Source organism: Brevundimonas sp. Root608 (genome assembly GCF_001427825.1).
Lineage (GTDB): Bacteria > Pseudomonadota > Alphaproteobacteria > Caulobacterales > Caulobacteraceae > Brevundimonas.
In genome coordinates this window covers 19,653-44,902 of sequence record NZ_LMGT01000010.1, presented here as the reverse complement: position 1 = coordinate 44,902, position 25,250 = coordinate 19,653, and the positions used below count along the sequence as shown (strand labels likewise).

Annotated in this window: 28 protein-coding genes and 1 tRNA gene; 14 read left to right on the top strand and 15 right to left on the bottom strand. The window is 69.7% G+C overall.

Features of this window, described 5'->3' with window-relative positions:
* The first annotated feature begins 115 nt into the window (after window positions 1-115).
* From ASD59_RS13180 to ASD59_RS13160, 5 genes are all read left to right on the top strand, one after another.
* Window positions 116-207 (top strand) — tRNA-Ser (locus ASD59_RS13180).
* A gap of 203 nt (window positions 208-410) precedes the next feature.
* Entirely contained in the window at window positions 411-1,004 is a 594-nt protein-coding gene (locus ASD59_RS13175; protein WP_156377040.1) for a hypothetical protein, read from the top strand.
* Window positions 1,005-1,100: 96 nt separating this feature from the next.
* Entirely contained in the window at window positions 1,101-1,406 is a 306-nt protein-coding gene (locus ASD59_RS13170; protein WP_055832431.1) for an SCP2 sterol-binding domain-containing protein, read from the top strand.
* 169 nt (window positions 1,407-1,575) lie between these two features.
* Entirely contained in the window at window positions 1,576-2,784 is a 1,209-nt protein-coding gene (locus ASD59_RS13165; RefSeq protein WP_055832429.1) for an acyl-CoA dehydrogenase family protein, read from the top strand.
* Between the two features lie 111 nt (window positions 2,785-2,895).
* Window positions 2,896-4,779 carry an ABCB family ABC transporter ATP-binding protein/permease gene (locus ASD59_RS13160; protein WP_055832536.1) on the top strand — a complete coding sequence of 628 codons (1,884 nt, stop codon included), beginning with the start codon at window positions 2,896-2,898 and terminating at the stop codon, window positions 4,777-4,779.
* On the opposite strand, the gene ASD59_RS13155 is transcribed toward ASD59_RS13160, so the two are convergent.
* From ASD59_RS13155 to ASD59_RS13130, 6 genes are all read right to left on the bottom strand, one after another.
* Entirely contained in the window at window positions 4,776-5,252 is a 477-nt protein-coding gene (locus ASD59_RS13155) for a hypothetical protein (RefSeq protein ID WP_055832428.1), read from the bottom strand. The genes ASD59_RS13160 and ASD59_RS13155 overlap by 4 nt on opposite strands.
* The gene (locus ASD59_RS13150; protein ID WP_235561827.1) at window positions 5,249-5,764 is read right to left on the bottom strand and encodes a response regulator; all 516 of its coding nucleotides are present in this window, start codon (window positions 5,762-5,764) and stop codon (window positions 5,249-5,251) included. The genes ASD59_RS13155 and ASD59_RS13150 overlap by 4 nt, the downstream gene beginning before the upstream one ends.
* A 146-nt stretch (window positions 5,765-5,910) precedes the next feature.
* Window positions 5,911-6,861 (bottom strand): acetyl-CoA carboxylase carboxyltransferase subunit alpha, encoded by a 951-nt coding sequence (locus ASD59_RS13145; RefSeq protein WP_055832423.1) that lies wholly within the window; start codon window positions 6,859-6,861, stop codon window positions 5,911-5,913.
* Window positions 6,862-6,945: 84 nt separating this feature from the next.
* Window positions 6,946-7,140, bottom strand: a complete 195-nt coding sequence (locus tag ASD59_RS13140; RefSeq protein ID WP_055832534.1) for a type II toxin-antitoxin system HicA family toxin — start codon at window positions 7,138-7,140, stop codon at window positions 6,946-6,948.
* 95 nt (window positions 7,141-7,235) lie between these two features.
* The gene (locus tag ASD59_RS13135) at window positions 7,236-7,460 is read right to left on the bottom strand and encodes a DUF1902 domain-containing protein (protein WP_055832418.1); all 225 of its coding nucleotides are present in this window, start codon (window positions 7,458-7,460) and stop codon (window positions 7,236-7,238) included.
* Between the two features lie 18 nt (window positions 7,461-7,478).
* Window positions 7,479-8,375 (bottom strand): site-specific tyrosine recombinase XerD, encoded by an 897-nt coding sequence (locus ASD59_RS13130; RefSeq protein WP_055832416.1) that lies wholly within the window; start codon window positions 8,373-8,375, stop codon window positions 7,479-7,481.
* 56 nt (window positions 8,376-8,431) lie between these two features.
* On the opposite strand from ASD59_RS13130, the gene ASD59_RS13125 reads away from it, so the two are divergent.
* From ASD59_RS13125 to ASD59_RS13115, 3 genes are read left to right on the top strand one after another with little or no spacing between them, the layout of a single operon-like run.
* A complete protein-coding gene (locus ASD59_RS13125; RefSeq protein WP_055832414.1) occupies window positions 8,432-9,040 on the top strand; it encodes a shikimate kinase in 609 nt (202 codons plus the stop codon).
* Window positions 9,037-10,143 (top strand): 3-dehydroquinate synthase, encoded by a 1,107-nt coding sequence (gene aroB / locus ASD59_RS13120; protein WP_055832412.1) that lies wholly within the window; start codon window positions 9,037-9,039, stop codon window positions 10,141-10,143. The genes ASD59_RS13125 and aroB overlap by 4 nt, the downstream gene beginning before the upstream one ends.
* 11 nt (window positions 10,144-10,154) lie before the next feature.
* Entirely contained in the window at window positions 10,155-10,742 is a 588-nt protein-coding gene (locus tag ASD59_RS13115) for a GNAT family N-acetyltransferase (RefSeq protein ID WP_055832410.1), read from the top strand.
* Here ASD59_RS13115 and ASD59_RS13110 read toward each other — a convergent pair.
* Together ASD59_RS13110 and tadA are read right to left on the bottom strand one after the other, a co-directional pair.
* A complete protein-coding gene (locus tag ASD59_RS13110) occupies window positions 10,739-11,143 on the bottom strand; it encodes an MliC family protein (protein ID WP_055832407.1) in 405 nt (134 codons plus the stop codon). The two genes, ASD59_RS13115 and ASD59_RS13110, sit on opposite strands and share 4 nt — an antisense overlap.
* A 39-nt stretch (window positions 11,144-11,182) precedes the next feature.
* Entirely contained in the window at window positions 11,183-11,668 is a 486-nt protein-coding gene (gene tadA / locus ASD59_RS13105; RefSeq protein WP_156377038.1) for a tRNA adenosine(34) deaminase TadA, read from the bottom strand.
* Between tadA and ASD59_RS13100 the strand changes: the two genes are divergently transcribed.
* Both ASD59_RS13100 and rsmD read left to right on the top strand, forming a co-directional pair.
* Window positions 11,657-13,153 (top strand): pseudouridine synthase, encoded by a 1,497-nt coding sequence (locus ASD59_RS13100; protein ID WP_055832403.1) that lies wholly within the window; start codon window positions 11,657-11,659, stop codon window positions 13,151-13,153. The two genes, tadA and ASD59_RS13100, sit on opposite strands and share 12 nt — an antisense overlap.
* A gap of 3 nt (window positions 13,154-13,156) precedes the next feature.
* Window positions 13,157-13,732, top strand: a complete 576-nt coding sequence (gene rsmD / locus ASD59_RS13095) for a 16S rRNA (guanine(966)-N(2))-methyltransferase RsmD (RefSeq protein WP_055832402.1) — start codon at window positions 13,157-13,159, stop codon at window positions 13,730-13,732.
* On the opposite strand, the gene ASD59_RS13090 is transcribed toward rsmD, so the two are convergent.
* From ASD59_RS13090 to ASD59_RS13080, 3 genes are all read right to left on the bottom strand, one after another.
* Entirely contained in the window at window positions 13,720-14,178 is a 459-nt protein-coding gene (locus ASD59_RS13090) for a low molecular weight protein-tyrosine-phosphatase (RefSeq protein ID WP_055832398.1), read from the bottom strand. The genes rsmD and ASD59_RS13090 overlap by 13 nt on opposite strands.
* Window positions 14,178-16,037: a DNA mismatch repair endonuclease MutL gene (mutL, locus tag ASD59_RS13085; protein ID WP_055832395.1), complete on the bottom strand. Its 1,860-nt coding sequence runs from the start codon at window positions 16,035-16,037 to the stop codon at window positions 14,178-14,180. The genes ASD59_RS13090 and mutL overlap by 1 nt, the downstream gene beginning before the upstream one ends.
* A 445-nt stretch (window positions 16,038-16,482) precedes the next feature.
* Complete coding sequence (locus tag ASD59_RS13080) at window positions 16,483-18,372, bottom strand: ABC-F family ATP-binding cassette domain-containing protein (protein ID WP_055832393.1); 1,890 nt, start codon at window positions 18,370-18,372, stop codon at window positions 16,483-16,485.
* Between the two features lie 144 nt (window positions 18,373-18,516).
* On the opposite strand from ASD59_RS13080, the gene ndk reads away from it, so the two are divergent.
* Window positions 18,517-18,936 carry a nucleoside-diphosphate kinase gene (ndk, locus tag ASD59_RS13075; protein WP_055832391.1) on the top strand — a complete coding sequence of 140 codons (420 nt, stop codon included), beginning with the start codon at window positions 18,517-18,519 and terminating at the stop codon, window positions 18,934-18,936.
* 91 nt (window positions 18,937-19,027) lie between these two features.
* Complete coding sequence (locus tag ASD59_RS13070) at window positions 19,028-19,678, top strand: YoaK family protein (RefSeq protein ID WP_055832389.1); 651 nt, start codon at window positions 19,028-19,030, stop codon at window positions 19,676-19,678.
* Window positions 19,679-19,680: 2 nt separating this feature from the next.
* Here ASD59_RS13070 and purN read toward each other — a convergent pair whose 3' ends face one another.
* Together purN and ASD59_RS13060 are read right to left on the bottom strand one after the other, a co-directional pair.
* Entirely contained in the window at window positions 19,681-20,274 is a 594-nt protein-coding gene (gene purN / locus ASD59_RS13065; protein ID WP_055832387.1) for a phosphoribosylglycinamide formyltransferase, read from the bottom strand.
* Window positions 20,274-21,659 carry a M20/M25/M40 family metallo-hydrolase gene (locus tag ASD59_RS13060; protein ID WP_055832531.1) on the bottom strand — a complete coding sequence of 462 codons (1,386 nt, stop codon included), beginning with the start codon at window positions 21,657-21,659 and terminating at the stop codon, window positions 20,274-20,276. Before ASD59_RS13060 ends, purN begins: the two co-directional genes overlap by 1 nt.
* Before the next feature lie 134 nt (window positions 21,660-21,793).
* Between ASD59_RS13060 and ASD59_RS13055 the strand changes: the two genes are divergently transcribed.
* Window positions 21,794-22,264: a hypothetical protein gene (locus ASD59_RS13055; protein WP_055832385.1), complete on the top strand. Its 471-nt coding sequence runs from the start codon at window positions 21,794-21,796 to the stop codon at window positions 22,262-22,264.
* On the opposite strand, the gene purM is transcribed toward ASD59_RS13055, so the two are convergent.
* Complete coding sequence (gene purM / locus ASD59_RS13050) at window positions 22,261-23,310, bottom strand: phosphoribosylformylglycinamidine cyclo-ligase (RefSeq protein ID WP_055832384.1); 1,050 nt, start codon at window positions 23,308-23,310, stop codon at window positions 22,261-22,263. The two genes, ASD59_RS13055 and purM, sit on opposite strands and share 4 nt — an antisense overlap.
* Window positions 23,311-23,390: 80 nt before the next feature.
* Between purM and rnd the strand changes: the two genes are divergently transcribed.
* Entirely contained in the window at window positions 23,391-24,539 is a 1,149-nt protein-coding gene (gene rnd, locus ASD59_RS13045) for a ribonuclease D (protein ID WP_055832382.1), read from the top strand.
* A 199-nt stretch (window positions 24,540-24,738) separates the two neighbouring features.
* On the opposite strand, the gene ASD59_RS13040 is transcribed toward rnd, so the two are convergent.
* Window positions 24,739-25,203, bottom strand: coding sequence for a peptidylprolyl isomerase (locus tag ASD59_RS13040; RefSeq protein WP_055832380.1), 465 nt, complete (start codon window positions 25,201-25,203; stop codon window positions 24,739-24,741).
* Window positions 25,204-25,250: the final 47 nt, after the last annotated feature.

Sequence of the window (25,250 nt, the reverse complement as noted above, 5' to 3'; positions counted from 1 at the left end):
CGCGCGGGGAGTTCCCGGCCACCATGCACGCCCGCCCTCACTGTCCCGTTAACGCACAGGTGCTTGCGCAACCCGTTGCGTCCGCCCGCGTGCTCGGCTAATCACGCCGCCTGCCGGAGACGTGGCCGAGTGGCTGAAGGCAACGGTTTGCTAAATCGTCGTACCCTGTAAGGGGTACCCAGGGTTCGAATCCCTGCGTCTCCGCCAGACCTTCCCGCGCCGCGATCGCAGGCCGGCGGGATATCCGTCCTGCTTTATTTGAACCGGACCCGTTCTGACGGGTTGCAGGAGCGCCGCTCAGTCCTGGTGCTTTCATGTATCCCGATCCCCGTACTCCGCACTCTCCGTTGGAATCCGCGCCGCGCCCGCCGCGCCGGGTCCGCCCCGCGCATCTGGCGGCGATCGCCGCCGTGAGCGTCGCGGCCCTGGGCTTGATGGGCCTCAAATTCGTCAACCTGCCGGATGCGGCCCCCGTGGAGCCGGGCGACGCCCTGAAGATCGAGGTCGTGACGCCCGTGGAGCCCAAGCCGGTTCCCGGATCGGTGATGGAGGTCGGCGAACTGGTCGACGGTTTCCGCTATGTGCCGCCCCGCTCCGCGGAGCGCCCGCCCCTTTATGACGTGGCCTGGGTGGAGGTCGAGGATGTCGCGCCCTATACGCCGCCGTCACGGCCCGCGAGCGTGCGGCGCTACGCATCGTCCGACGCCGACGTCCGGCCCTCCGAGCCGGAGCCGCCCCGGCGCGAGCGGGAAAGGCGCTGGTTCGGCTTCGACAATCCCCTGCCGGACTTCAGCGCCGAACGCCGTGCGCGTCAGGCGCGTCTGGATGCTCTTGAAGACCAGCGCCGGGCGGAATTCGAGGATCGCGCCGTACGGCGACGCTATTCCTCCGAACCGCCGCGTTACGAAGAGCGCCGCGACGACCGGCCTTCCTACGATCCGCCGCGCGACGAACGGCCGGCAGAGGCGCCGTCGGACGGCCCGTGGGGGCCCGAGGTCGGCTGAGGGCCCGCCGTCGCGCCAACTTGACCTCGGGTGATCTTGGCGCCGCCTCCCGCGCGGTCTAGGTCCATGGCTCAACGTCCTTCAGGGAGATGCCCCATGGCCGATCTGGCTCAAGTCACCGAACACATCCGCGGCGCCGTGGGCGACAACTCCGGTCTGGGCAAGACCGTGAAGATCGATCTGGGCGATGTCGGCAAGATCTACATCGACGGGGCCTCGTCTCCGAACACCGTGACCAATGAGGACAAGCCCGCGGACGCCACCGTCTCGATCGGCTGGGACGACTTCATGGCCCTGTCCAGCGGCCAGCTGGACCCGATGATGGCCTTCATGCAGGGCAAGCTGAAGATCGCCGGCGACATGATGATCGCCCAGAAGCTGGCCCCGCTGCTGAAGCGCTGATTTCAACGACCTCTCCCTCCCCTTCATGGGGAGGGATGTCGGCGCGAAGCGACGACAGGGTGGGGAACTTCAGCCCGGTCTCCATCGGCGGATGCTTCACACAGCCCCACCCCGATTGGCTTGGCCAATCGTCCCTCCCCATGAAGGAGAGGGAGAAGGAGACCTCCCCATGGACTTCCGGCACAGCGACAGGGCCCTGCACTGGCAGGAGCGGGTGAAGCGTTTCCTCGACGACCACGTCCTGCCGCGCGAGGAAGAGTACCGCGCCCAGGTCCGAGCGGATCCCCGGCGCCAGCCGCCGGCCATGGAGGAGATGAAGGCGAAGGCGCGCGAGGCCGGTCTGTGGAACATGTTCCTGCCGGGCGATCACGGGGCCGGCCTGACCAACCTCGAATACGCGCCGCTGGCCGAGCTGATGGGTCGCCATCTGTGGTCGGCCGAGGCGTTCAACTGCAACGCCCCCGACACCGGCAATATGGAAGTGCTCCATATGTACGGGAATGAGGAGCAGCAGGCCAAATGGCTCAAGCCCCTGATGGCCGGCGAAATCCGCTCGGCCTTCCTGATGACAGAGCCCGAGGTCGCCTCTTCGGACGCCACCAACATCCAGACCCGGATCGAGCGCGACGGCGACCACTATGTCATCAACGGCCGCAAATGGTGGTCGACCAACATGGCCCACCCGAACGTCGCGGTGACCATCGTCATGGGCAAGACCGACCCCGACGCCTCGGTCCACACCCAGCAGTCCCAGATCATCGTCCCCGTCGACACGCCCGGCTTCCGCGTCGAGCGGATGCTGTCGGTGTTCGGCTATGACGAGGCTCCGATCGGCCACGCCGAGGTGGTGCTGGAGAACGTCCGCGTCCCGGTCGAGAACCTGATCGCGGGCGAGGGCAGGGGCTTCGAGATCGCCCAGGGCCGTCTCGGGCCCGGCCGCATCCACCACTGCATGCGCGTCATCGGCATCGCCGAACGGTCGCTGGAGCTGATGGTCCAGCGCCTGCTGTCGCGCACCGCCTTCCGCAAGACCCTGGCCGAGCATTCGGTCTGGGAACAGCGCGTCGGCGAGGCCCGCACCAATATCGAGATGTGCCGCCTGCTGGTGCTCAAGGCGGCGTGGATGATGGACGAGGCGGGGGCGAAAAACGCCAAGTCCGAGATCGCCCAGATCAAGGTCGCGGCCCCGCGCATGGCGCTGCAGGTCATCGACGACGCCATCCAGGCCTTCGGCGGCGCCGGCGTCTCGGCCGACACTCCCCTGGCCGAGATGTACGCCATGGTCCGCACCCTGCGCATCGCCGACGGCCCCGACGAGGTCCACAATCGCACCGTGGCCCGGCTGGAGTATGCGAAACACGGGGGTCGGCGGGGATAGCCGTGACGGCGTGTTCCGCCGTTCGCCCTTTGCGGTTCATGCAGCCGGCCCTGCTGCGGTCATGGCGCTCTTTGCGCAGCGGCTCTCGCGGTCCATATGTCCGCCATGGCGATGCACGGTGAACGGTCGGGACGACGGGGTGATTCAGTAGCGAAGGCGGGGCAGGTCGGGGTCGTTCCTCCTGCGGACGGCCCCCCGACATGGCGGGCGCTCGGCGACCTGATAAGACTCGTCGGCCGCTCCAACGCCCCGCAGCTTCATCTGCGTCTGGTCGCGGCCATCGCCATGACGCTGGGCGGCAAGGCCCTGGGCGTGCTGGCGCCGCTGGTGCTGGGCGCGGCGGTCAATCATCTGGCGGCGGGTCAGGGGGCGGGCGTCGCCGTGGGTCTGGGCTTCGCCGCCTTCGCCCTGGGCTGGGCCTTCGTGCGCCTGCTGTCCGCCATCGCGCCGAACGCCGCCGACGTCGTCTTCGCCCCGGTCCGCTCGGCGGCCCAGCGCACGGCCGCGACCGAGACCTTCGCCCATGCCCTCAGCCTGTCGCTGGACTTCCACCAGACCAAGCGCTCGGGCTCGCTGTCGCGGACCATGGACCGGGGCGCGCGCTCGGTCGACTTCCTGATGCGCATCCTCGCCTTCAACCTCGTGCCGACCGGCGTCGAGCTGGTGCTGGCCGCCGGCGTCCTGGCCGGCAAATACGACTGGCGCTTCGGCGCGGTGGCCGTGGGCGTGGTCGCCGTCTACGCCGCCTCGACCTTCGCCCTGTCCAACTGGCGACTGGAGCATCGGCGCGAGATGAACGCGGCCGACACCGAGGCCGCCGGGGTCTCGGTCGACGCCCTGCTGAACTACGAGACCGTCAAGTCGTTCGGGGCCGAGGCGCGCGCGGCCCGGACCTATGACAACGCCCTGGGCGACTACACGCGCGCCGCCCTGAAGGCCAACAGTTCGCTGGCCCTGCTCAACGTCATGCAGGCGGTGATCATGAACGTCGGCCTCGGCGTCATGGCCGTCATGGCGGGCTTCGAAGCCGCCGCCGGTCGCATGGGTCCCGGCGATGTCACCGCCGCCGTGCTCATCATGATCTCCCTCTATGCGCCGCTGAACATCCTCGGTTTCGCCTATCGGGAAGTCCGCCAGTCCTTCATCGACATGGAGGAGATGCTGAAGGTGACGCGACAGACGCCGCAGGTCGCCGACGCCCCCGCCGCCGTCCCCCTGCCGCGTCCGCTGGACGCCAGGGGCGCGTCGCTGGCCTTCGAACGGGTCGGTTTCCGCCACGACGCCCGGGCCAATGGTCTGGAGGATGTCAGCTTCCTCGCACCGCCGGGCACGACGACGGCTCTTGTCGGCCCCTCGGGCTCGGGAAAATCGACCATCGTCAAACTGGCGTTGCGGCTGCTGGATCCCCAGGAGGGCAGGGTGCTGATCGAGGGGCTGGACGCCCGTCAGGTGACCCAGGAATCCCTGCGGGCGGCCGTGGCCCTGGTGCCGCAGGACGTGGCCCTGTTCAACGACACCATCCGCGCCAACATCGGCTTCGCCCGGCCCGACGCCGACGAGGCGGCGATCTGGGCCGCGGCCGAGGCGGCCGAGCTGTCCAACTTCATCCGCGAGCTGCCCGACGGCATGGACACAAGGGTGGGCGAGCGCGGCCTGAAACTGTCGGGCGGCGAGCGCCAGCGCGTCGGCATCGCCCGCGCCCTGCTGGCCGACCCCTGCGTCCTCATTCTCGACGAGGCGACCAGCGCGCTGGACAGCCGAACCGAGGCCGCGATCCAGAAGACCCTGCGCCGGGCCCGCACCGGCCGAACCACCCTGGTCGTGGCGCACCGGCTGTCGACCATCGCCGACGCCGACCAGATCCTGGTGCTCAAGGCAGGCCGGATCGTCGAGCGGGGCGCGCATCACGAACTGGTGGCGCGTCAGGGCGGGGAATATGCGGCGCTGTGGCGCAAGCAGACGCGCGGCGCCAGGACCGAGCGTACGCCGGCCTAGGTGGCCTTGGGCGGCAGCTTGCGGTCAGAGACCATCTTCAGGCTGTCCAGCACCGTGGCCCGCGCCGCAGTCTCTTCCAGCGGCAGGGTCTGCAGCAGGCGCAAAGAGCGGGCATGGACGGTGACGATGCGCCAGTCGAAGGTCCGGTCGGTCGGCGCGCCGTCGATCAGGTCGCACAGGCCGCTGGCCGCGCTGCACAGGTCCAGCAGCTCGAACGGACTGGCCGCGTCGATGACGGCGTTGGCCGCGCGATAGGCCTCGTTCAGGCGGAAGACCTGGTCCTCGAGGCTGGCCGGGGGAGCCACGGCCTCAAGGGCCGCGATCTGGACCTCGACCATGGCCATCGCCTCGGCGCGCCTGGCCTCGATGTTGGCGCGCGCCTGGGACAGCGCCGCGCCGACGCTGACGCCGCCGGGCGAGTCGATCATCTTCGAGAGGTTGGACCGGAGCCGGGCGTGGGTGATGACTGTCATTGCGCGTCGGTTGTTGCGGCCGCCCGCGCGGCCTGGTCTGCCTCAAACGCCGCCTTGCGGATCACCGCGGCGCGCCGTTCGTCCGAGGGCGGGCTCTCGTCGCGAATGCGGCGGTCCGGGCCGAAATAGTCCCCGACCTCGAGGAACGGGCGTGTATCGCGGGCCACCCAGACGATTCGTTCAAGCAGGGTCGAGGCGCTGAACGGTTTGGTGACCACGAAATTCGCTCCGCAATCGCGAGCCTCCGTGATCTTGGAGCGGCGCATGTGGGCGGCGGTCATGATGACGGGCGCGAGGGCGTTGGTCTTGGTCGAACGCCGCAGCCAGCGCACCAGTTCGTAACCGTCGACGCTGGGCATCTCGCAGTCGACCACCAGCAGGTCGATGGGGTGATCGACCAGGATTTCCATGGCCTCCGCGGCGCTCTGGCAGGTGTAGCTGGTCCGGATGCCGAACCCCCTCAGGGCCTGGCACGTCAGATCGAGTCCGAAGGCCGAATCGTCGACGACCATCGTCGTCGCCGAGGTCAGGTTAATGACCGCGCTTTCACGAAGGGACTCTCCGACGCCACCCATACGGACCCCGCAAACAGCACGCGAACCAATCGCTTACCAGGCTGTGACGAATGGCACGCCAGAGTAGAACGACTGGTTAACGCTCAGCTTGCGCGGCCAATGGCGTAGAAGCGGTCGGCGCGCGCCTTGCGCAGCTGATCCGGGGTCATGCCGGACAGGGCTTTCAGTTCCTCGGCCAACACCTCGCCGACGGTGGCGATCGCCGCCTCGCGGTTGGCATGGGCTCCGCCAACCGGTTCCGGGATGATCCGGTCGATGATCCTGAGTTCCAGCAGATCGGGCGCCGTGATCTTCATGGCCATGGCCGCGTCGCGGGCCCTTGCCCCGTCGCGCCACAGGATGCCCGCCGCGCCTTCGGGCGAAATCACCGAATAGATCGAATGCTCCAGCATCAGCACGCGGCCGGCCGCGGCGATGGCGATCGCCCCGCCCGAGCCGCCTTCGCCGGTGATGGTCGCGATCGAGGGAACGCCCAGGGTCAGGCAACGCTCGGTCGACCGCGCGATCGCCTCGGCCTGGCCGCGCTCCTCGGCGCCCAGGCCCGGATAGGCGCCGGCGGTGTCGACAAAGGTCAGCACCGGCAGGCCGTACTGTTCCGCCAGGTCCATCAGGCGAACGGCCTTGCGATAGCCTTCCGGCCGCGCCATGCCGAAATTGTGCACCACCCGCGTCTGGGTGTCATAGCCCTTCTCGTGGCCCATCAGCACGACCGGCTCGCCGCGGAAGCGAGCCAGGCCGCCCAGGATGGCCTGGTCGTCGCCGAATTGGCGGTCGCCCTTCAGTTCGACAAAGTCGGTGAACAGGCCCTCGACATAGTCGACAAAATGCGGACGCTGCGGATGGCGCGCGACCTGGGTCTTCATCCATGGGTCGAGGCCGGCGTAGGTCTTCCGGCGCAGCTGCTCGGCCTTCTGGCGCAGGCCGTCCACCTCGGCGTCGAAGGACCCGGAGGTCGAGGAGAGCAGATTCAGCTCCTCGATCTTGGCCTCCAGATCGGCGATCGGCTTTTCGAACTCGAGGTAGTGCACGGCCATAAGGCGTCCGGAACAGGCGCGCCATGCGGCGCATCGGAAGGCGGCGGAACCTAGTCAGGTCAACGCCGGGGAGCAAGCGACGGTTCAGAAGGCCTTGGGCAGGCCGGCTTGTTTGAGCGTTTCATTGGCGGTGTGGCGGCTTTTCGAGCGAGCGACAATGACGGCATGAGCTTGATCCGGATGCCGCCACTTTTCGTGACTGCCCTTGGCGTTGGCCACCCGCCGCCAACCGGCAGCGAGCAGGAGGGCAGTGAGTTCGGAATAGAAGTCCTTTGGCATATCCAGCTCGTTCAAAATCGATGGACGAGCGTCACGTCACGACCGGAGTTCAACAATGCACCCGGTATCCTGAGGGTCATTTCGACAAGGGAGCCTCAGGCGGCAACGACATCGAAGCCGCCGGCAGCTTCAAATCGGATCGGCACCGGGCCATGAATGCCCAGGTTCTCGGCCAGCAGTTCCGGCGCGAAATGACGTGCCAGCGACTCAAACTCGGCCAAGGTCGTGGTCTCCAGCACCAGGCCCGGGATATCGGACTCGCTGCACCAGACCTCAGCCTCCGGGTCCCAGATCGCCTTGACGTAGAATGACTGGCTCATGGTCGGGAATATGCGCTGCTAGTCCTCACGCGCCAAGGGGTGCTTGGAGCGCACCACCTGCGCCAGCCGGTCGGTGGCGACATGAGTGTAGATCTGGGTGGTGGCGATGTCCGCATGGCCCAGCAGCGTCTGGACCACGCGCAGGTCGGCCCCGCCGTCCAGCAGGTGGGTGGCGAAGGCGTGGCGCAGGACGTGCGGGCTGACACGGGCCGGGTCGATCCCGGCATCAATGGCGGCCTGGTCCAGCAGCTGGGCGAACCTGCGCGGGGTCAGATGGCCCTTCGCCGAGGAGGACGGGAACAGCCACGGGCTGTCGGGGGCCTTGTCCGGCCGTGCGGCGTCGCGGGCGATCAGCCAGGCTTTCACGGCCTCGCGCGCCGACGTGTTCAGAGGGGCCAGGCGCTCCTTGCCGCCCTTGCCGCGGACGATCAGCCAGGCCGGATCGCGGCGCACCGCCTCCAGCCTCAGGCCCAGCAGTTCGGACACCCGAAGACCCGACGCATAGGCCAGCTCGACCAAGGCCACGAGCCGCAAGCCGGCGGCGCCCTCGTGCGCCGACGCGGCGAGCAATCGCTGGATCTCCTCGCCCGACAGGGTCCGGGGCAGGCTGCGGCCCTGTTTCGGAGCATCCAGTCGCCGCGAAGGATCGTCGCTGCGCCAGCCTTCGCCCAATGCGAACCGGTAGAATTGGCGCACCGCCGACCGCCGCCGGGCCTGGGTGGCCGGCGACAGGCCTTGGCGCGCCAGCCCGGCGTACCAGCCTTCGACCCCCGCCTCGTCGCCCTTCATCAGCCCGCCCTCAACGCTCGCCTCGGCGTCGGCCAGATCGCGGCCGTAGGCGGAAAGGGTATGGGGCGAGGCGTCGCGTTCGACGGCCATCATCTCCAGAAAGGCTTCGATCTGGGGCGTGCTCATGCGTCGCGGCGCTTCCTGATCGCGGCGCTTGGTGTAGAGGATGAGCCTGTCATGCCGTGCCTCCCCACGCCCCTTCCGTCGCCGAGCCGCCACCTCCCGCGAGGCCGCGCGTGAGCCATGACGTGGCGATTCCCGTCCATGAACGCACCATAGCTCTGGTCGGGCTGATGGGCGTGGGTAAATCGACGGTGGGTCGGCGCCTGGCCAAACGACTGGGTCTGCCGTTCGCCGACGGCGATGTGGAGATCGAGGCCGCGGCGGGCATGACTGTTTCCGACATCTTCGCCCGGCTGGGCGAGGCCGAGTTCCGGGCGGGGGAGGCGCGGGTGATGAAGCGGCTGCTGCACGGCCCGCGCATGGTGCTGGCGACCGGCGGCGGCGCCATCCTGAACGCGGAAACCCGCGAGGCCCTGCACGCCCGCGCCGTCACCGTCTGGATGCGGGCCGACCTGGAGACCGTGGCCGAACGCGTCCAGCGCCGCGACACCCGCCCCCTGCTCCGCGGCCGCGATCCCCTCGAGACGCTGACGGCCATGGCCGAGGTCCGCTATCCCTACTACGGCCTGGCCGACCTGACCGTTGACGTCGCCACCGGCGCCCACGCCGAGGCGGTGGAAGCCATCGTCCAAGCGCTGGACGCCTTCGCGGCGGAGCGGGCGGCATGACCGTCATCGTTCCCGTCAGCGGCGGCCGGTTCGAACCCTATGACGTGGTCGTCGGCCGGGGTCTGCTGGCCGAACTGGGGACCCGCGTCGCGCCTTTGGTCCGGGGCCGGACGGTGATCATCACGGACGAGACCGTGGCCGGTCTGCACGGTCCCGCCGCCTTGGCCTCGCTGCGGGCGGCGGGCATCCGCGGCCGGCTGCTGACCATTCCGCCAGGCGAGAATTCCAAGTCGTTCGCCGAGCTGGAGCGGGTCATCGATCGCCTGCTGGCGTTTGGCCTGGACCGGCGCGACCTGATCATCGCCCTGGGCGGCGGCGTCGTGGGCGACCTCGCGGGTCTGGCTGCGGCCCTGTACATGCGCGGCATCGACGTCGTCCAGGCGCCGACCACACTGCTGGCCCAGGTCGACTCCTCCGTGGGCGGCAAGACGGCCATCGACACGCCTCGCGGCAAGAATCTGGTCGGGGCCTTCCACCAGCCGCGCATGGTGGTGGCCGACATCGACCTGCTGGCCACCCTGCCGGACCGTCAGTTGCGCTCGGGCTGGGCCGAGGTGCTGAAACACGGCCTGATCTGCGATGCAGACTTTTTCGACTGGCTGGCGGGCGAGGGGGCCGTCGGTGCCAAGGGCGATCCTGCCGCCCTGACCAGGGCCGTCGTCCGTTCGGTCGAGATCAAGAGCGCCATCGTCGGCGAGGACGAAAAAGAGGCGGGCCGCCGCGCCCTGCTGAACCTCGGCCATACCTTCGGCCATGCGATCGAGGCCGAGCTGGGCTTTGACGAGTACGTGCTGACCCACGGAGAAGCGGTGGCCCTGGGTTGCGCCATGGCCTTCCGCCTGTCCGCCGCCCTTGGCCGGGCCTCCGACGCCGATGCCCGACGGGTCGAAGCCGTTATCGACGCCGCCGGACTGCCCACGCGGCTGGAGCATGCGGGCGTCTTCCGCGCCGACCGGCTCCTCGCGCGCATGGCCGGCGACAAGAAGGCCGAGGGCGGAGGGCTCACCCTGATCCTGGCCCGGGCCATCGGCGACGCCTTCGTCGACAAGGCGGTGGACCGCGCCGCCGTGATGGCCTTTCTGAAGGCCGAGGGCGCCGCTTGAAGCCCCCTCGCATGACGCTGGCGGTCGTTTCGCTGGAGAACCGGTTCGTCCGGCTCGAACCCTTCAGCCCGGGCCTGGAGGTCGAGGTTCGCGCGGCGCTGGATTGCGACGCCGCATCCTGGGACATCATGGTGGGCGCCGCCTATGGCGCGCATTTCGACGGCTGGTGGCTGGGCGCCCTGACCGCGATGGAGCAGGGGACGCGCATCGCCTGGGCCGTCCGCCGCGCCTCTGACGGCGCGATCGTGGGCACAACCAGCCTCTATGAGATCAAACCGGACTATCGTCGCTGCGAGATCGGCTCGACCTTCTATCGGCCGGAGGTCCGGGGCGGACCGGTCAACCCGTCGTGCAAGCGCCTCCTGCTCGGTCACGCCTTCGACGCCGGCGCGGTGCGTGTGGAAATCATCACCGACGCCATAAACCCCACCAGCCAGGCCGCCATCCGCAAACTGGGGGCGCGCGACGAGGGCGTGCTGCGCAAGCACAAGATCACCTGGAAGGGCCGTATCCGCGACACGGCCCAGTTCGCCATTCTCGATGACGACTGGCCGGGGATCAGGGCGCGCCTCGACACACGGCTGGCTTCGTTTGGCTAGTCGACCGCCCGGCAGTCGGTGGGCTCGCGGCCGTCGGATGTCCAGGTCGCCATGACGCCCCTGCCGCGCAGCTCATAGCCCGAGGCACGATACCAGATGCCGTCCTCGGCCCGCTCCTGGAACAGGTCGACCGCCTCGCCGCTGGAGTTGCGGACCGTCGCCATCTGGCGCGGATTGTCGAAGTCGACCGACAGGCGCTCGCTGTTGTTGCACAGATAGACGGTGCGGATGACGCGATTAAGGGCCCGGTCCTGGGCCTCGGCTCCCGTGCGACGGCGTGCGGTCTGGGCCTGCTGGGCCCGTTCGCGGACGGCGTCCCCGTCGGTCGGCGCGTCCTTCGGTTTCTGGCCGCAGGCGGTCAGGGCGAGACAGGCGACGGCGAGGACGGCCAGGGGCTTCATGCGGACTCTCGAACAAGCGGAGCCGTAGGGCCCGGCGGACTAACGTGCGTCGGGCGCCGCCGTTCCTTTGCGCCGGGCGCGGAAGAAACTCCGTAACAGGTCGCCGCCCTCCGCGGCCAGCACCCCGCCCTCGACGGCGGGTTTCCAGTGGCAGGTCGGCTGTTCGAAGAAGCGCGGTCCATGCGCCACGGCGCCCCCCTTGGGATCGTCGGCGCCCCAGACCACCCGGCCGATGCGGGCGTGGCTGATGGCCCCGGCGCACATGGCGCAGGGCTCCAGCGTCACGTAGAGAGTCAGGTCCGTCAGGCGATAATTTCCCAGCTTCGCGGCGGCCGCACGCATCGCGACGATCTCTGCGTGGGCGGTCGGATCATGCGCGCCGATGGGGCCGTTTCGACCCTCGGAGACCACTTCGCCGGTGGATTCATCGACGATCACGCAGCCCACGGGAGTCTCTCCCGCGTCCGCCGCCGCTTGCGCACACGCCAAGGCCATGTGCATGAACCGCTCATCATGGCCAGCCATCCCCGAGACAACGACAAGAAGCCGCGCCCGCGTCAAGACGACAGCCGCGACGGTCCCCGCAAACCTTACGTCAAGCGCGCCGAGGGCGGCGACGATCGCGGACCGCCCAAGGGCGGCAAATCCTTCGGCAAGCCGGGCGGCAAGCCATTCTCGAAGGACGGAAAGCCGGGTCCGAAGGCGGATGAGGCGCCCAAGCGCAGCGAGCGGATCGCCAAGGCCATGGCCCGCGCGGGCATCGCCTCGCGCCGCGAGGTCGAACGGCTGATCGGCCTCGGCAAGGTGGCCGTGAACGGCAAGATCCTCGACACGCCCGCCGTGCTGGTCACGCGCGACGATGTCATCACCGTCGACGGCAAGCCGATCGGCTCGGCCCAGGCCACCCGCGTCTGGCGCTACAACAAGCCCGCCGGCCTGATGACCTCGCACAACGACCCGCAGGGGCGGCCGACGGTGTTCGACGCCCTGCCCAGCGGCCTGCCGCGCGTGATCTCGGTCGGTCGTCTCGATCTGAACACCGAGGGCCTGCTGCTGTTGACCAATGACGGCGAGTTGAGCCGCGCCCTGGAGCTGCCGACGACCGAGCTGGTGCGCCAGTACCGGGCCCGGGCCCGGGGGCGCGTCAGCCAGTTGCAACTCGACTCGCTCAAGGACGGCGTCACCGTCGACGGCATCCGCTACGGTCCGATCGAGGCCACCCTGGACAAGGCCAAGGAGAGCGAGGGCAATGCTCCCGCCAACCTGTGGATCAGCGTCTCCATCACCGAGGGCAAGAATCGCGAGGTCCGCAAGGTTCTCGAACACCTCGGCCTGACGGTGAACCGGCTGATCCGCCTGGCCTATGGCCCGTTCCAGCTCGGCACCCTGCCGACGGGGTCGGTCGAGGAGGTCGGCCCCCGTGTGATCCGCGAGATGCTGGCCCAGCATATCCGGCCCGAGAACCTGCCCCAGGGCAATACGGTCGCCACGCCGGCGCCGATCCCGGGCCGCCGCACCTCGGCCCCGATCGTCAAGGGCGCCTCGGGCTCGGCCATGTCGGATCCGTCGCGCAAGCCCAGCCGCACCCGCGCCGCCGGAGCCGCCGCTGACGCCGCCGCCGAACGCGCCGCCCGTCCGCCGAAAAAGGCCGGCTGGGCCAAGGCGGGGCCGAAGTTCGAGCATCCGAAGAAGTCGTTCACGCCGCGGGCCCGGCCCGAGGGCGCTGAGGCGGCGGGCGAGCGGCCCAAGCGGGTCTTCAAGCCGCGTGAGGACCAGTTCATCGACCGGCCGCGCGGCGACGCCCGCACCGGCGCCCGTCCGGCGGCCCGCTCCGACGACCGCCCCGGCGACAAGCGCCCCTTCGACCGCAAGCCCGACGGCAAGCCGCCGTTCGCGGGCAAGCCCGGCGGATCGCGTCCGGGCGGCTTTTCGAAGCCAGGCAGTCCCCGCCCCGGCGCCGGCCCCGCCGGCGGGCGCGGCAGCCCGCGCGGTCCCCGCTCGAAGGGCTGATCCGTGCGGATCGTCGCGGGAACGCTGAAGGGCCGATCCATCGTCGCGCCGGAGGGGGAGGGCACGCGCCCGACCTCGGATCGCGCGCGTCAGGCCATCTTCAATGTGCTGGAACACGCCGCTTGGGCCGAGCCGCTCGAGGGCATGCGGGTCATGGACCTCTACGCCGGCTCGGGCGCCCTGGGCTTTGAAGCCATCAGCCGGGGCGCGGCCTTCGCCCTGTTCGTCGAGACCGATGAGGACGCCCGGGGGGCTATCCGCGAGAACGCCGACGCCTTGCGCCTGATGGGCCGCACCCGGGTGCACCGGCGCAGCGCGACGGACCTGGGCGTCCGCCCCGGCTCGGACGGCGAGGCTTTCGACCTGGCCTTCCTCGACCCGCCCTATCGCAAGGGGCTGGGGGAGCAGACGCTGGCCCGGCTGCTGAACGGCAACTGGCTCAAGCCCGGCGCGGTCGTGGTGTTCGAGCGCGGCTCGGACGAGGCCGAGATCGCCACGCCCGGCTATGAGCGGCTGGACAAGCGCGACTACGGCGCCGCCTCCGTGCTGTTTCTCAGGGCCACGCCTCAGGCGGGGTGAAGCCGGGCCGCCAGGGCGCGGGCGGCGGCGGTCACCTCGGCCCAGGTGATTTCAAAGCCGGCTTCGTCTCCGAACCAGGGATCGGCCACCGGCTGGCCCTCGCGGCCCTCGACATGGTCAAGCAGCAGGCTGAGCTCGGCGGTCGCGTCGGGCGGCGCCAGTTTCCGGAGATGGGACAGGTTGTCGTGGTCGAGGGCGATGACATGCCGGAAACGCCGGAAGTCGGAGGCGCGGACCTGACGGGCGCGCAGGCCGGAGATGTCGACGCCGTGGCGGAGGGCTGTCCTCTGCGCGCGTTCATCGGGCGGCTCGCCCGCATGCCAGTCGCCGGTGCCCGCCGAGTCCACGATCAGCTCGAGCCCGAGCCGGGCCGCCTCCGCCCGCAGCGCGCCCTCGGCGAGGGGCGAGCGACAGATGTTGCCGAGGCAGACGAACAGGACCGACATCAGCGCCGCCCGAACAGCTTTTCGAGGTCGGCCAGCTTGAGTTCGACATAGGTCGGGCGGCCATGGTTGCACTGGCCGGAGTGGGGCGTGGCCTCCATCTCGCGCAGCAGGGCGTTCATCTCGGGGGCCGAGAGGACGCGGCCGGCGCGGACCGAGCCGTGGCAGGCCATGGTGCCGCAGACCGCGCCCAGCCGCTCGCTGAGCGCCAGGGCGGCGCCGTGTTCAGCGAGGTCGTCGGCGATGTCGCGGATCAGGCCCTGGACGTCCGTGTCGCCCAGCAGGGCGGGGGTCTCGCGCACCAGCACCGCCCCGACGCCGAACGGCTCGACGATCAGGCCGAGTTCGGCGAGCTCGTCGACGCGGGCCGAGACGCGTTCGGCCTCGGCGGGATCGAGCTCGACCACTTCGGGGGTCAGCAGGGCCTGACGCGTCACCGAGCCGCGCGCCATCTGCACCTTCATCCGCTCATAGACGAGGCGTTCGTGGGCCGCGTGCTGGTCGACGACGACGAGGCCGTCGCGGGTCTGGGCGACGATATAGGTGCCGTGCAGCTGGGCTCTGGCGGCCCCCAGCGGGAAGTCGAGCGGGTCGACGGCACCGCGGGATTCATGGTGAATCAATGATTGACCATGATCGCCCGGCGCCGCTTCAACGCGCGCCGAACGCTCGTTCAGGCCGGGGATGATCTGGGCGTTCGCGCCGGCCGGGGCGGCCCAGCCCTGCCAGCCGCTCCAGCCTTGGGCGGAGGGGGCGGAGGGGCTCCAGGCGGGGCCGGAGCCGACCCCGGCATGGGGCCGGAAGCCGGCCAGGGCGTCGGCGGCGACCGTGGTCGAGGCGCGGTGGCCGGCGGCGGCCAAGGCGTGGCGCAGGGCGCCGACGATCAGGCCCCGCACCAGCGCCGGATCGCGGAAGCGCACCTCGGCCTTGGCCGGGTGGACGTTGACGTCGACGTAGAGCGGGTCGATCTCGAGGAACAGCACCGCCGCCGGATGGCGGTCGCGGGCGAGGAAGTCGGCGTAGGCGCCGCGCAGGGCGCCTTGCAGCAGGCGGTCCTTCACGGGGCGGCCGTTGACGAACAGATACTGGTGGCCGGCGTTGCCGCGGCTGTAGGTCGGCAGGCCCGCGTAGCCGGTGAGGCGGACGTTGTCCCGAGACTGGTCGATCAGCAGGGCGTTGGCCTCGAAGTCGCGACCGAGCAGGGCGGCGAGGCGCTTCAGCCGGCCGGCGTCGCCGGGGTGTTCGGCGGGCAGGCGCAGGGTCGTCCTGCCATCGAGGTCGAGGGTGAAGGCGACGCCTTCATGGGCCATGGCCTGACGCTTGATCTCTTCCGAGATGGCCATCGCCTCGGACCGCTCGGACTTCATGAATTTGAGGCGGGCGGGGGTGGCGTAGAACAGGTCGCGGACCTCGACGCGGGCGCCGTGGGGGCCGGGAAAGCCGGCGGGGGCGACGGGTCGCTGGTCGCCGCCCTCGACGGTGATCTGATGGGCGTCGCCGCCCTCTCGCGGGCGGCTGGTGATAGTCAGCCGCGCCACCGAACCGATCGAGGGCAGGGCCTCGCCGCGGAAGCCGAGGGTGTGGATGCGCAGCAGGTCGACGTCGCCGGCGTCGTCGGGCTCGAGCTTTGAGGTGGCGTGGCGTTCGACCGCCAGGGCCAGCTGGTCGGCCGCCATGCCGTGCCCGTCGTCGGCGATCAGGATGCGGGTCAGGCCGCCGCCGTCGGCCTGGACCTCGATGCGCGTGGCGCCGGCGTCGAGCGCGTTCTCGACCAGCTCCTTGATGGCGCTGGCCGGGCGTTCGACCACCTCGCCGGCGGCGATGCGGTTGACCGTTTCAGGGGGGAGGCGGCGGATGAGCATGGATTCGGAAGTATGCCGCTTTCCGTCATCCGGAAGTAGAGAAACGGCGGACTCTTCGGACACAGCGGACTCGGGTGGTTTCGCCGGGAGTCCGCTCGAAAACAGGCGGACAATTCGGACTTGGCGGACTCTGGGCGTGCCCTGCGATGGACGGGAAGGAGTTTAGTGCGAGGTGGTCCTATGGCGGGGAAATGACGCTGCCCCTTTGAAGTGGCGCAGTGAGATCAAAGGGCTAGCTGCGGGAAGTCGTCTGGCTGGCGACGGATTGCTCGCACAGTCCCCGATCCTTCTCCCAATGGGAGAAGGTGGCCCGTAGGGCCGGATGAGGGGCCGGTGATGGAAGCGGCGAAGCCGCGGCGACAGGCGACCCTGACCCTTTCGCGCCAGGACGACGGCTACGCCGCCGTATGCTCAAGCCCTCTCCCATCGGGAGAGGAGGTGGGATTCAGCTTACCTCGGCCAACGCCTCTTCCGCCGCGACCCAGGCCTGTTCGGCGCTGTCCAGATCGGTCTGCGTCTTCGCCCGGGCGCGGGTCAGGCCTTCGAGGGCCTTGGGGTTGCTGACCGAGGCGTTGGCCATGTCGTCGTCGATGCGGGCGATCTCGGCGGTGAGCTGGCTCATCCGCTCCTCGGCCTTCTTCACCGCGTGACGCAGGGTCGAGGGTGAAGGGCCTGATTTCTTGTCGTTCTTCTTGCCCTTGTTGCTGGAAGCCGGCGCGGCGACGGCGGCCGTCTCGTCCTTGATCTGAGTCGGCTTCACCGCCGCCTGTTTGGCGCGGTCGAGGACGAATTTGGCGTAGTCGTCCATGTCGCCGTCCCACGGCTTGACCGTGCCGTCGGCGGCCAGCCACAGGCGGTCGGCGACCATCTCCATCAGCGAACGGTCGTGGGTGATCAGGATGACGGCGCCGGAGTAGTCGTTGAGGGCGTCGAGCAGGGCGCGGCGGCTGTCGATGTCGAGGTGGTTGGTCGGTTCGTCGAGGATCAGGATGTGCGGCGCGTCCATGGCCACCTGGTTGAGCAGCAGGCGGGCGCGCTCGCCGCCCGACAGGCTGGCGACGGTGGTTTCCTGCTTCTCATAGCCCAGGCCCCATTGCGCGAGCTTGGAGCGGCGGGCGCTCTCGGGGGCGTCGGGCATGGCGCGGCGGATGATCTCCAGCGGCGTGTCCGTCGGGTCCATGGCCTCGATCTGGTGCTGGTGGAACCAGCCCACGCGCATCTTGCGGTCGCGGTGCAGTTCGCCCTCGGAGACGTTCAGGGCCCCGGCGATCATCTTGGCGAAGGTCGACTTGCCGGCCCCGTTGACGCCCAGCAGGCCGATGCGGTCGTCCAGATCCATGCGCAGGTTGAGATTGCGCAGGATCGGCTTGCCGGGCTCGTAGCCGACATTGGCGCGCTCCAGCCGGATCAGCGGCGGGGCCAGGGGGCGCGGCGGCGAGGGCAGGATGAAGGGGGCGACGCGTTCCTCGATGGTGGTGGCCACCGGCTGCATCTTGGCCAGACGCTTCATCCGCGACTGGGCCTGGGCGGCCTTGGAGGCCTTGGCCTTGAAGCGGTCGACGAAGGCCTGGAGGTGGGCGCGCTCGGCGTCCTGCTTGGCCTTGGCCGACATCTGCAGCCGGGCCTTTTCGGCGCGGGCCTTTTCGAACTGGTCGTAGTTGCCCGTGTAGAGCTCCAGCGTCCGGTTCGCGAGGTGCAGGATGTGGGTGCAGACCTCGTTCAGCATCTCGCGGTCGTGGGAGATGATCAGGGCCGTGTGCGGGTATTTCTTCAGCCGCGCCTCGAGCCACAGGGCGCCTTCCAGATCGAGATAGTTGGTCGGTTCGTCGAGCAGCAGCATGTCCGGCTCGGCGAACAGGGCGGCGGCCAGGGCGACGCGCATGCGCCAGCCGCCGGAGAACTCGGACATCGGCCGCTGCTGGTTCTCCTGGTCGAAGCCGAGGCCGACGAGGATTTCGGCGGCGCGGGCCGGGGCGGCGTCGGCGTCGATCTCGATCAGCCGGGTCCAGATCTCGCCCATCTCCTCCGGCTCGGCGGTTTCGAGGCGGCCGAGCAGGCTGTGGCGTTCCACATCGGCCTCGAGGATGGTCTCGAGCACGCTGACGGGCGTGGCGGGGTGCTCCTGGTCGACCGAGCCGATGCGGGCGGTCTTGGGCAGGCTGATCTCGTCGCCGCCGGCGGCCAGTTCGCCGAGGATCAGCTTGAACAGGGTCGATTTGCCGATGCCGTTGCGGCCCACCAGCCCGACCTTGGAGCCGGGCGGCAGGGAGACGGAGGCATCCTCGAGGAATTTGCGGCCCCAGGCGTTGAAGGTCAGGTCGGTGATCTGGAGCATGGTCGGTCGTGATCTCGGGCGACCCCTGACGCATCGAACGGCCTTGCGGCGCGCGAAAAGGGCAAAATTGTGTGGCGGTTGGAAACCGGGGAGGGCGCCGCTATAAGCCCGCGACCCTCAATCTCCCAACAAGAAGTCACCTCCATGACCGAACGCACCTTCTCGATCCTCAAGCCCGACGCCACGCGCCGCAACCTGACGGGCGCCATCAACGCCGTGATCGAGGGCGCGGGCCTGCGCATCGTGGCCCAGCGCCGCGTTAAGCTGACCGAGGCCCAGGCCAAGAAATTCTACGAAGTCCACGCCGAGCGCCCGTTCTACGGCGAGCTGGTCGGCCAGATGACCGCCGAGCCGGTCGTGGTGCAGGTGCTGGAAGGCGACAACGCCGTGGCCAAGTACCGCGAAGTCATGGGCGCCACCAATCCGAAGGACGCCGCCGACGGCACAATTCGCAAGCAGTTCGCCCTGTCGATCGGCGAGAACTCGGTCCACGGTTCGGACTCGATCGAGAACGCCGGGATCGAGATCGCCCAGTTCTTCACCGACGACCAGATCGTCGGCTGATCCGGGTCACGCCACACAGACCGCCAGCGGCCGGATCGGTGACGATCCGGCCGTTTTCGTGTCAGCCTGCCGGCGCGCCGGGGGATTCGTCATGAAGGACTACAGCCGCAGGGGGGTGATGCTCGCCGCGACCCTGTCGGCCCTGGCCGGCTATGTCGACGCCGTCGGCTTCATGACCCTGGGCGGGTTCTTCGTCTCCTTCATGAGCGGCAATTCGACCCGGCTGGGCGTCGGCCTCGCCATGGGCCAATGGGAGCAGGCCGGGGTCGCCTTCGGCCTCATCGCCCTGTTCGTGGTCGGGGTGGTGATCGGCGCCACCGTGGCCCGGCGTTTCGGCGAGGGGCGGCGATCGGCGGTTCTGGCCGTCGAGTCGGTCCTGCTGCTGGCCGGTGCGGGGCTTTGCGCCATGGGCTGGCGGGAGGCGGGCATGGTGGCCGTGGTGATGGCCATGGGGGTCGAGAATGCGGTGTTCCAGCGCCAAGGCGACGTCGGAGTCGGCCTGACCTATATGACCGGGACCCTGGTGCGGATGGGCCAGCGGATCGCCAGCGCCCTGCACGGCGGCGCCTGCTGGGAGTGGACTCCGTTCCTGATGCTGTGGGTGGGCCTGGCCGTGGGCGGGGCCATCGGGGCGATCAGTTTCCTGCGCCTTGACGTGTTGGCGCTGTGGCCGGCCTTCGCCGTGGTGGCGGGGCTGACGCTGGCGGTGCGCCGGGCCGAGGTCCGGGCCGAACGGGCCTGAGGTCAACCGCGCCGGCAGAAATCGCCCAGCGCCCGCGGATAGAGGGCGTGTTCGGCCGCCAGGACCCGCTGCGCCAGCGAGGCCGACGTGTCGTCGGCCAGCACAGGAACCGCTGCCCGGGCCAGGACCGGGCCTTCGTCCACGCCCTCGGTGACCAGATGCACCGAGCAGCCGGCCTCGGCGTCGCCCGCGGCGATGGCGCGGGCATGGGTGTCCAGTCCCGGGTATTTCGGCAGCAGGCTGGGGTGGATGTTGAGCATCCGTCCGGTCCAGCGTCCGACCAGCCAGGGCGTCAGCAGGCGCATGTAGCCAGCCAGGGCCACGACCTCGACGGCGTGGGTCTCCAGCGCGGTCTGGATCGCCTGTTCGTGCGCCGCGCGGTCCTTGCCGAAGGGGGCGTGGTCGACCACGGCGACCGCCACGCCCTTGGCCGAGGCGACCGCAAGGCCGCCCGCGTCCGCCCGGTTGGACAGGACCAGGACCACCTCGAAGGGCGCGGCGGCCTCGCGGCCGGCGTCGATCAGGGCCGCCATGTTCGAGCCGGCGCCCGAGATCAGGACGGCCACGCGTACGCGGCCGGGACTGCCGGCGGGCATCAGTTGGCCGGGCGGGGGGCGGGGTCGCCGACCGAGACGAACGAACCTGCGGGGCCGGGGAAGACGACAGGGCTTTCGTAGCCGTCCTCGGACACGGCCGAGACGCCGAAGAACCAGTCGTCGATGACGATGTTGCGCAGGACCAGCTCGGTCGCCGATCCGGCCCAGCGGCTGTGGGTCCACTGCGGCGCGGTGGTCGAGCGCCACCAGACGCGGTAGCCGGCCGCGCCGGGCACGGCCTGCCACTTGATCGTGGTGTCCGGCTTGACCGCGCCCTCGATGGTCACGCCCAGCGGGCTGGCCGGGGCGTTGGCCAGGGCGGCCATGGCGACGATGTTCAGCCGCGCGACCTGGCCCAGATAGGCGAAGTCCACGCCGTCGAGGGTGTCGCCGTAGTGGACGCCGTCCTCGACCCGCAGATCCTGGTGCTGGCGGTCGTAGTTTTCTGCGCCCTCGGAAATGCGCACCGCCGGGAAGCCGTGGCGCAGCATCTCGACCTGGTCGCCGCCGCGGCCGTAGCGGTCCGTCCGGTAGATGAGATCGACGTCGAAATTGGCGAGGTAGCGGTCGGCCATGCCGTCCACGAACCGCGCCAGGTTGCGCGAGGAGGAATCGACCTCGCCGCCGTTGTAGCGCCGGCGCTCCTCCTGGGCCTCGGTTTCAACAGTCTTCGTCCCTTCCGAGAAGACCCGGACGCGGGTGGTGTCGCGCACGCCCGACTGGCCCTCGGAATTGCCGACGATGTCGTTGTTCAGATTGGCCTCTACGCGCCAGCCCTGGGCCTGGGCGTAGTCGGCCAGGATCTTGCCGCCCAGCAGGCCCTGTTCCTCACCGGACAGGGCGGCGAACACCAGGGTCGCGTCGAAGCGGTGCTTCGACAGCACCCGCGCCGCCTCCAGAACGGCGGCCACGCCCGAGGCGTCGTCATTGGCTCCGGGGGCGTCGGCGGTGAAATTCATCACGTCGGTGACGCGCGAGTCGATGTGGCCCGAGATGATGATGACCCGGTTGGGGTCGCCGGCGCCGCGCTGGATGGCGACGATGTTCACCACCTCGGTCGGGGTGGGCACGCGGGGGCCGGTGACGGTGTCGGAGGGCGTGACCACGGTCAGGCAGCCGCCGCAGTCGCGGCTGATCGCCTCGAACTGCCCCTGCGCCCAGCGCCGCGCCGCGCCGATGCCGCGCGTATCGGACCGGGTCTCCGACATGGTGTGGCGGGTGCCGAATCCGACCAAGGCCTCGATGTCGGCGCGCATCCGTTCGGGCCGGATTTCGCCGGCCAGCTGATGCAGCAGGGCCTGCTCCTGCCCGGCCGCGGTCTGCGCCGAGGCGCCGGATGCGGAGACGAGCATCAGCCCGGCCAGGGCGATAGACAGCGCACGCATCGGCGACCTCACGAAAACGGGGAAGGCGCGGACCTTGCCGGTCGCGCCGGCCCCGGTCAACGGCCGCGGCCGCGACGCTTGCGCTTGGTCATGGCCTCGGAAACAGTGGACGGACCGCTCCGGAGTCTCGATCCATGCTTGCCCTCGTCCTCGCCGCCGCCCTTGTCGCCGCGCCCGCTCCGCCGACCGACCTGACCCGCAGCGTTCTGGTCGACGTCTGCCTGCCCTATGTCACCGGCGAGACCAGCGACACGGCGGGGCTGGAGTTCCTCGGCTTCGTCGAGACCCCCGCGCCGGATGACGACACGCGCACCTTCCGCAGCGGCGACGAGGCCCATCTGCTGCGGCTGACGACCGAAGGCAGCCGCCAGGACGGCAATCTGAACCGGGTCTGCGTCATTCAGGCGCGACGCGGCGGCCTGGACGGCGCGCGGGCGTCGGTCACGCCGGTCATGCGCGAACAGGGCTTCACCGCCGAGGCGGGCCTGCCGGCCGAGCGGCCGATCTGGACCAGGGGCGGGGTGACCGTGTCGCTGCGGCAGAACCCCGGCGCGGCGGCCGTCGTGCGGGTGACCTTCAGCAGCCTCGACGCCGGGGGGACCTAGGCGGCTTCCAGCTGGCCGCAGACGAAGGCGACTTCGCCGGCGGTGAGCAGCCCCGCCAGCACCGGCTCGACGTTCTCGGGGGCGACCACGAGGATGAAGCCGACGCCGCAGTTGAAGGTGCGGTGCAGCTCATGATCCGAAATCCCGCCGGCCTCGCCCAGCCACTGGAACACGTGCGGCATCGGCCAGGCGTCCCAGTCGAAGCTGGCCTGCAGACCCTCGGCGATGCAGCGCGGCGGGTTCTCGATCAGGCCGCCGCCGGTGATGTGGGCCGCGCCCTTGATCAGGCCGGCCTTCATCAGCGGCAGCACCGGCTTCACATAGATGCGGGTCGGCTCCATCAGGGCCTGGGCCAGGGTGCGGTCCCGGGCGAACGGAGCGTCGTCGCCCCAGGCCAGGCCGGACTTCTCGACCACCTTTCGGATCAGGGAATAGCCGTTCGAGTGCGGGCCCGAGGAGGCGAGGCCGATGATGACGTCGCCGGCCGCCTGCCGGTCCAGATACGGCAGGGCGTGGCCGCGCTCGACCGCGCCGAGCGAGAAGCCGGCCAGGTCGTAGTCGCCGCCCTGGTACATGCCGGGCATCTCGGCCGTTTCGCCGCCGACGAGGGCGCAGCCGGCCTGGCGGCAGCCCTCCGCGATTCCGGCGACGACGCGCCGGGCGGCGTCGATCTCGAGCTTGCCGGTGGCGTAGTAGTCGAGGAACAGCAGCGGCTCGGCGCCCTGGGCCAGCAGGTCGTTGACGCACATGGCGACCAGGTCGATGCCGACGCCGTCATGGCGGCCCGTCTCGATGGCGATCTTCAGCTTGGTGCCGACGCCATCGGTGGTGGCGACGATCAGCGGATCCTCGAACCCGGCCGCCTTGAGGTCGAACAGGGCCCCGAATCCCCCCAGCGACGCCTCGGCGCCCGGACGGCGTGTCGACTTCGCCAGCGGCTTGATGGCGTCCACCAGCATCTCGCCGGCGTCGATGTCCACGCCCGCGTCGGCGTAGGTCAGACCGTTCCTGAGGCCGTCGTTCCGGGAATCGGAGGTGTCGCTCATCGGTCACGGGCCTGAATCAGTGGGAGGTTTTCTGCGGCGGCTCTTGCCACAACCCTGTCGCGCGGGGCTATAGCATCCGAATGACGCCGATCACCACCACCGAGGCGCTTCGCGATTTCTGCAAGCTCCTGGCCGACCAGCCCTTCATCACCGTCGACACCGAGTTCATGCGGGAGACGACCTATTGGCCGCGCCTGTGCCTGATCCAGGCGGCGTCGGCCACGGACGCCGCCATCATCGACCCGATGGCCGACGGGCTGGACCTGGAGCCGTTCCTGGACCTGCTGCGCGATCCGAAGATCATCAAGGTCTTCCACGCCGCGCGTCAGGATACGGAAATCTTCGTCAAGCTCGGCGCCATGCCCAAGCCGATGTTCGACACCCAGGTGGCCGCCATGGCCGCAGGCTTCGGCGACCAGGTGTCGTACGAGGCGCTGGTGCGCCAGATGCTGCGTCAGGAAGTCGACAAGGGCAGCCGCTTCACCGACTGGGCCCGCCGCCCGCTGTCGGACGCCCAGCTGATCTATGCCCTCGGCGACGTGACCCACCTCGCGGCCCTGTATCCCAAGCTGCGCGACCGGCTGCAGAAGGAAGGTCGTCTGGACTGGGTCATGGCCGAGATGGAGGATCTGACCGATCCGGCCCTGTACGACACCGACCCGGAAAAGGCGTGGAAGCGCCTGAAGCCCAAGAAATTCTCGGCCAAATACCTGTCGGCCTTCGTCGCCACCGCCGTCTGGCGCGAGCGCACGGCGCAGGAGCGCGACCAGCCCCGCGGGCGCATCCTGAAGGACGAGGCCATCGACGAGATCGCGGCCCAGGGCCCGACCGATCCCGACGCGTTCAACCGCCTGCGGTCCGTGCCCAAGGGTTTCGGCGCCTCGCGTCTGGGCGTGGAGCTGTCGGCCGAACTGAAGCGCGTGCTGGCCGATCCGGAGGCCCATGCGCCCAAGCTGGAGCGCCCGGCCCACAACCAGCCGGCCCCGCCGTCGGTGGTCGAACTGCTGAAGGTGCTGCTGAAGGCCAAGAGCGACAACGCCGGCGTGGCGACCAAGCTGCTGGCCAATGTCGCCGACCTCGAGAAGATCGCCCTCGACGACGAGGCCGACGTCGACGCCCTCAAGGGCTGGCGGCGCCAGCTGTTCGGCGAGGACGCGCTGAAGCTCAAGCGCGGCGAGATCGCGCTGGTGCTGAACGGGGCGCGGGTCGAGGTGGTGGAGATCGAGTAGCGACACCCCCAACCGTCATCCTCGGGCTTGACCCGAGGATCAGAGGTTGAGGCAGGCTGTGCGTTCGGGATCGCACGCCGGCCGTATCCCTCCCACCCTCTACGGAGCACCGGACGGTCTGGCCCTCGGGTCAAGCCCGAGGGTGACGGACGGGTGATAATGCAAAAAGGGCCGCCCCTATCCGGAGCGGCCCTTTTGTTCAGCCCACCGTCGCCTTGACGATCTTGCCCGGCGAACGCGGCGGTTCGCCCTTGGGCAGGGCGTCGACGTGCTCCATGCCTTCGATGACCTCGCCCCAGACGGTGTACTGGCCGTCGAGGAAGGAGGCGTCGTCGAGGCAGATGAAGAACTGGCTGTTGGCGCTGTTGGGGTCCGAGGTGCGGGCCATCGAGCAGACACCACGGGCGTGGCGCTGTTTCGAGAATTCGGCCTTCAGGTTCGGCTTCTTCGAGCCCGAGGTGCCGGTGCCGGTCGGATCGCCGCCCTGGGCCATGAAGCCGGCGATGACGCGGTGGAAGACGACGCCGTCGTAGAAGCCTTCCTTTGCCAGTTCGGTGATGCGGGCCACGTGGCCGGGGGCCAGGTCGGGGCGCAGCTTGATGACCACGTCGCGGTCGACGCCGTCGCCGGTGTCGAGGGTGAAGGTGAGGGTTTCGTCGGCCATCGGCGCGCTCCTTGTGAATTATCGCGGGTGCATAGCCCGCAAACCCG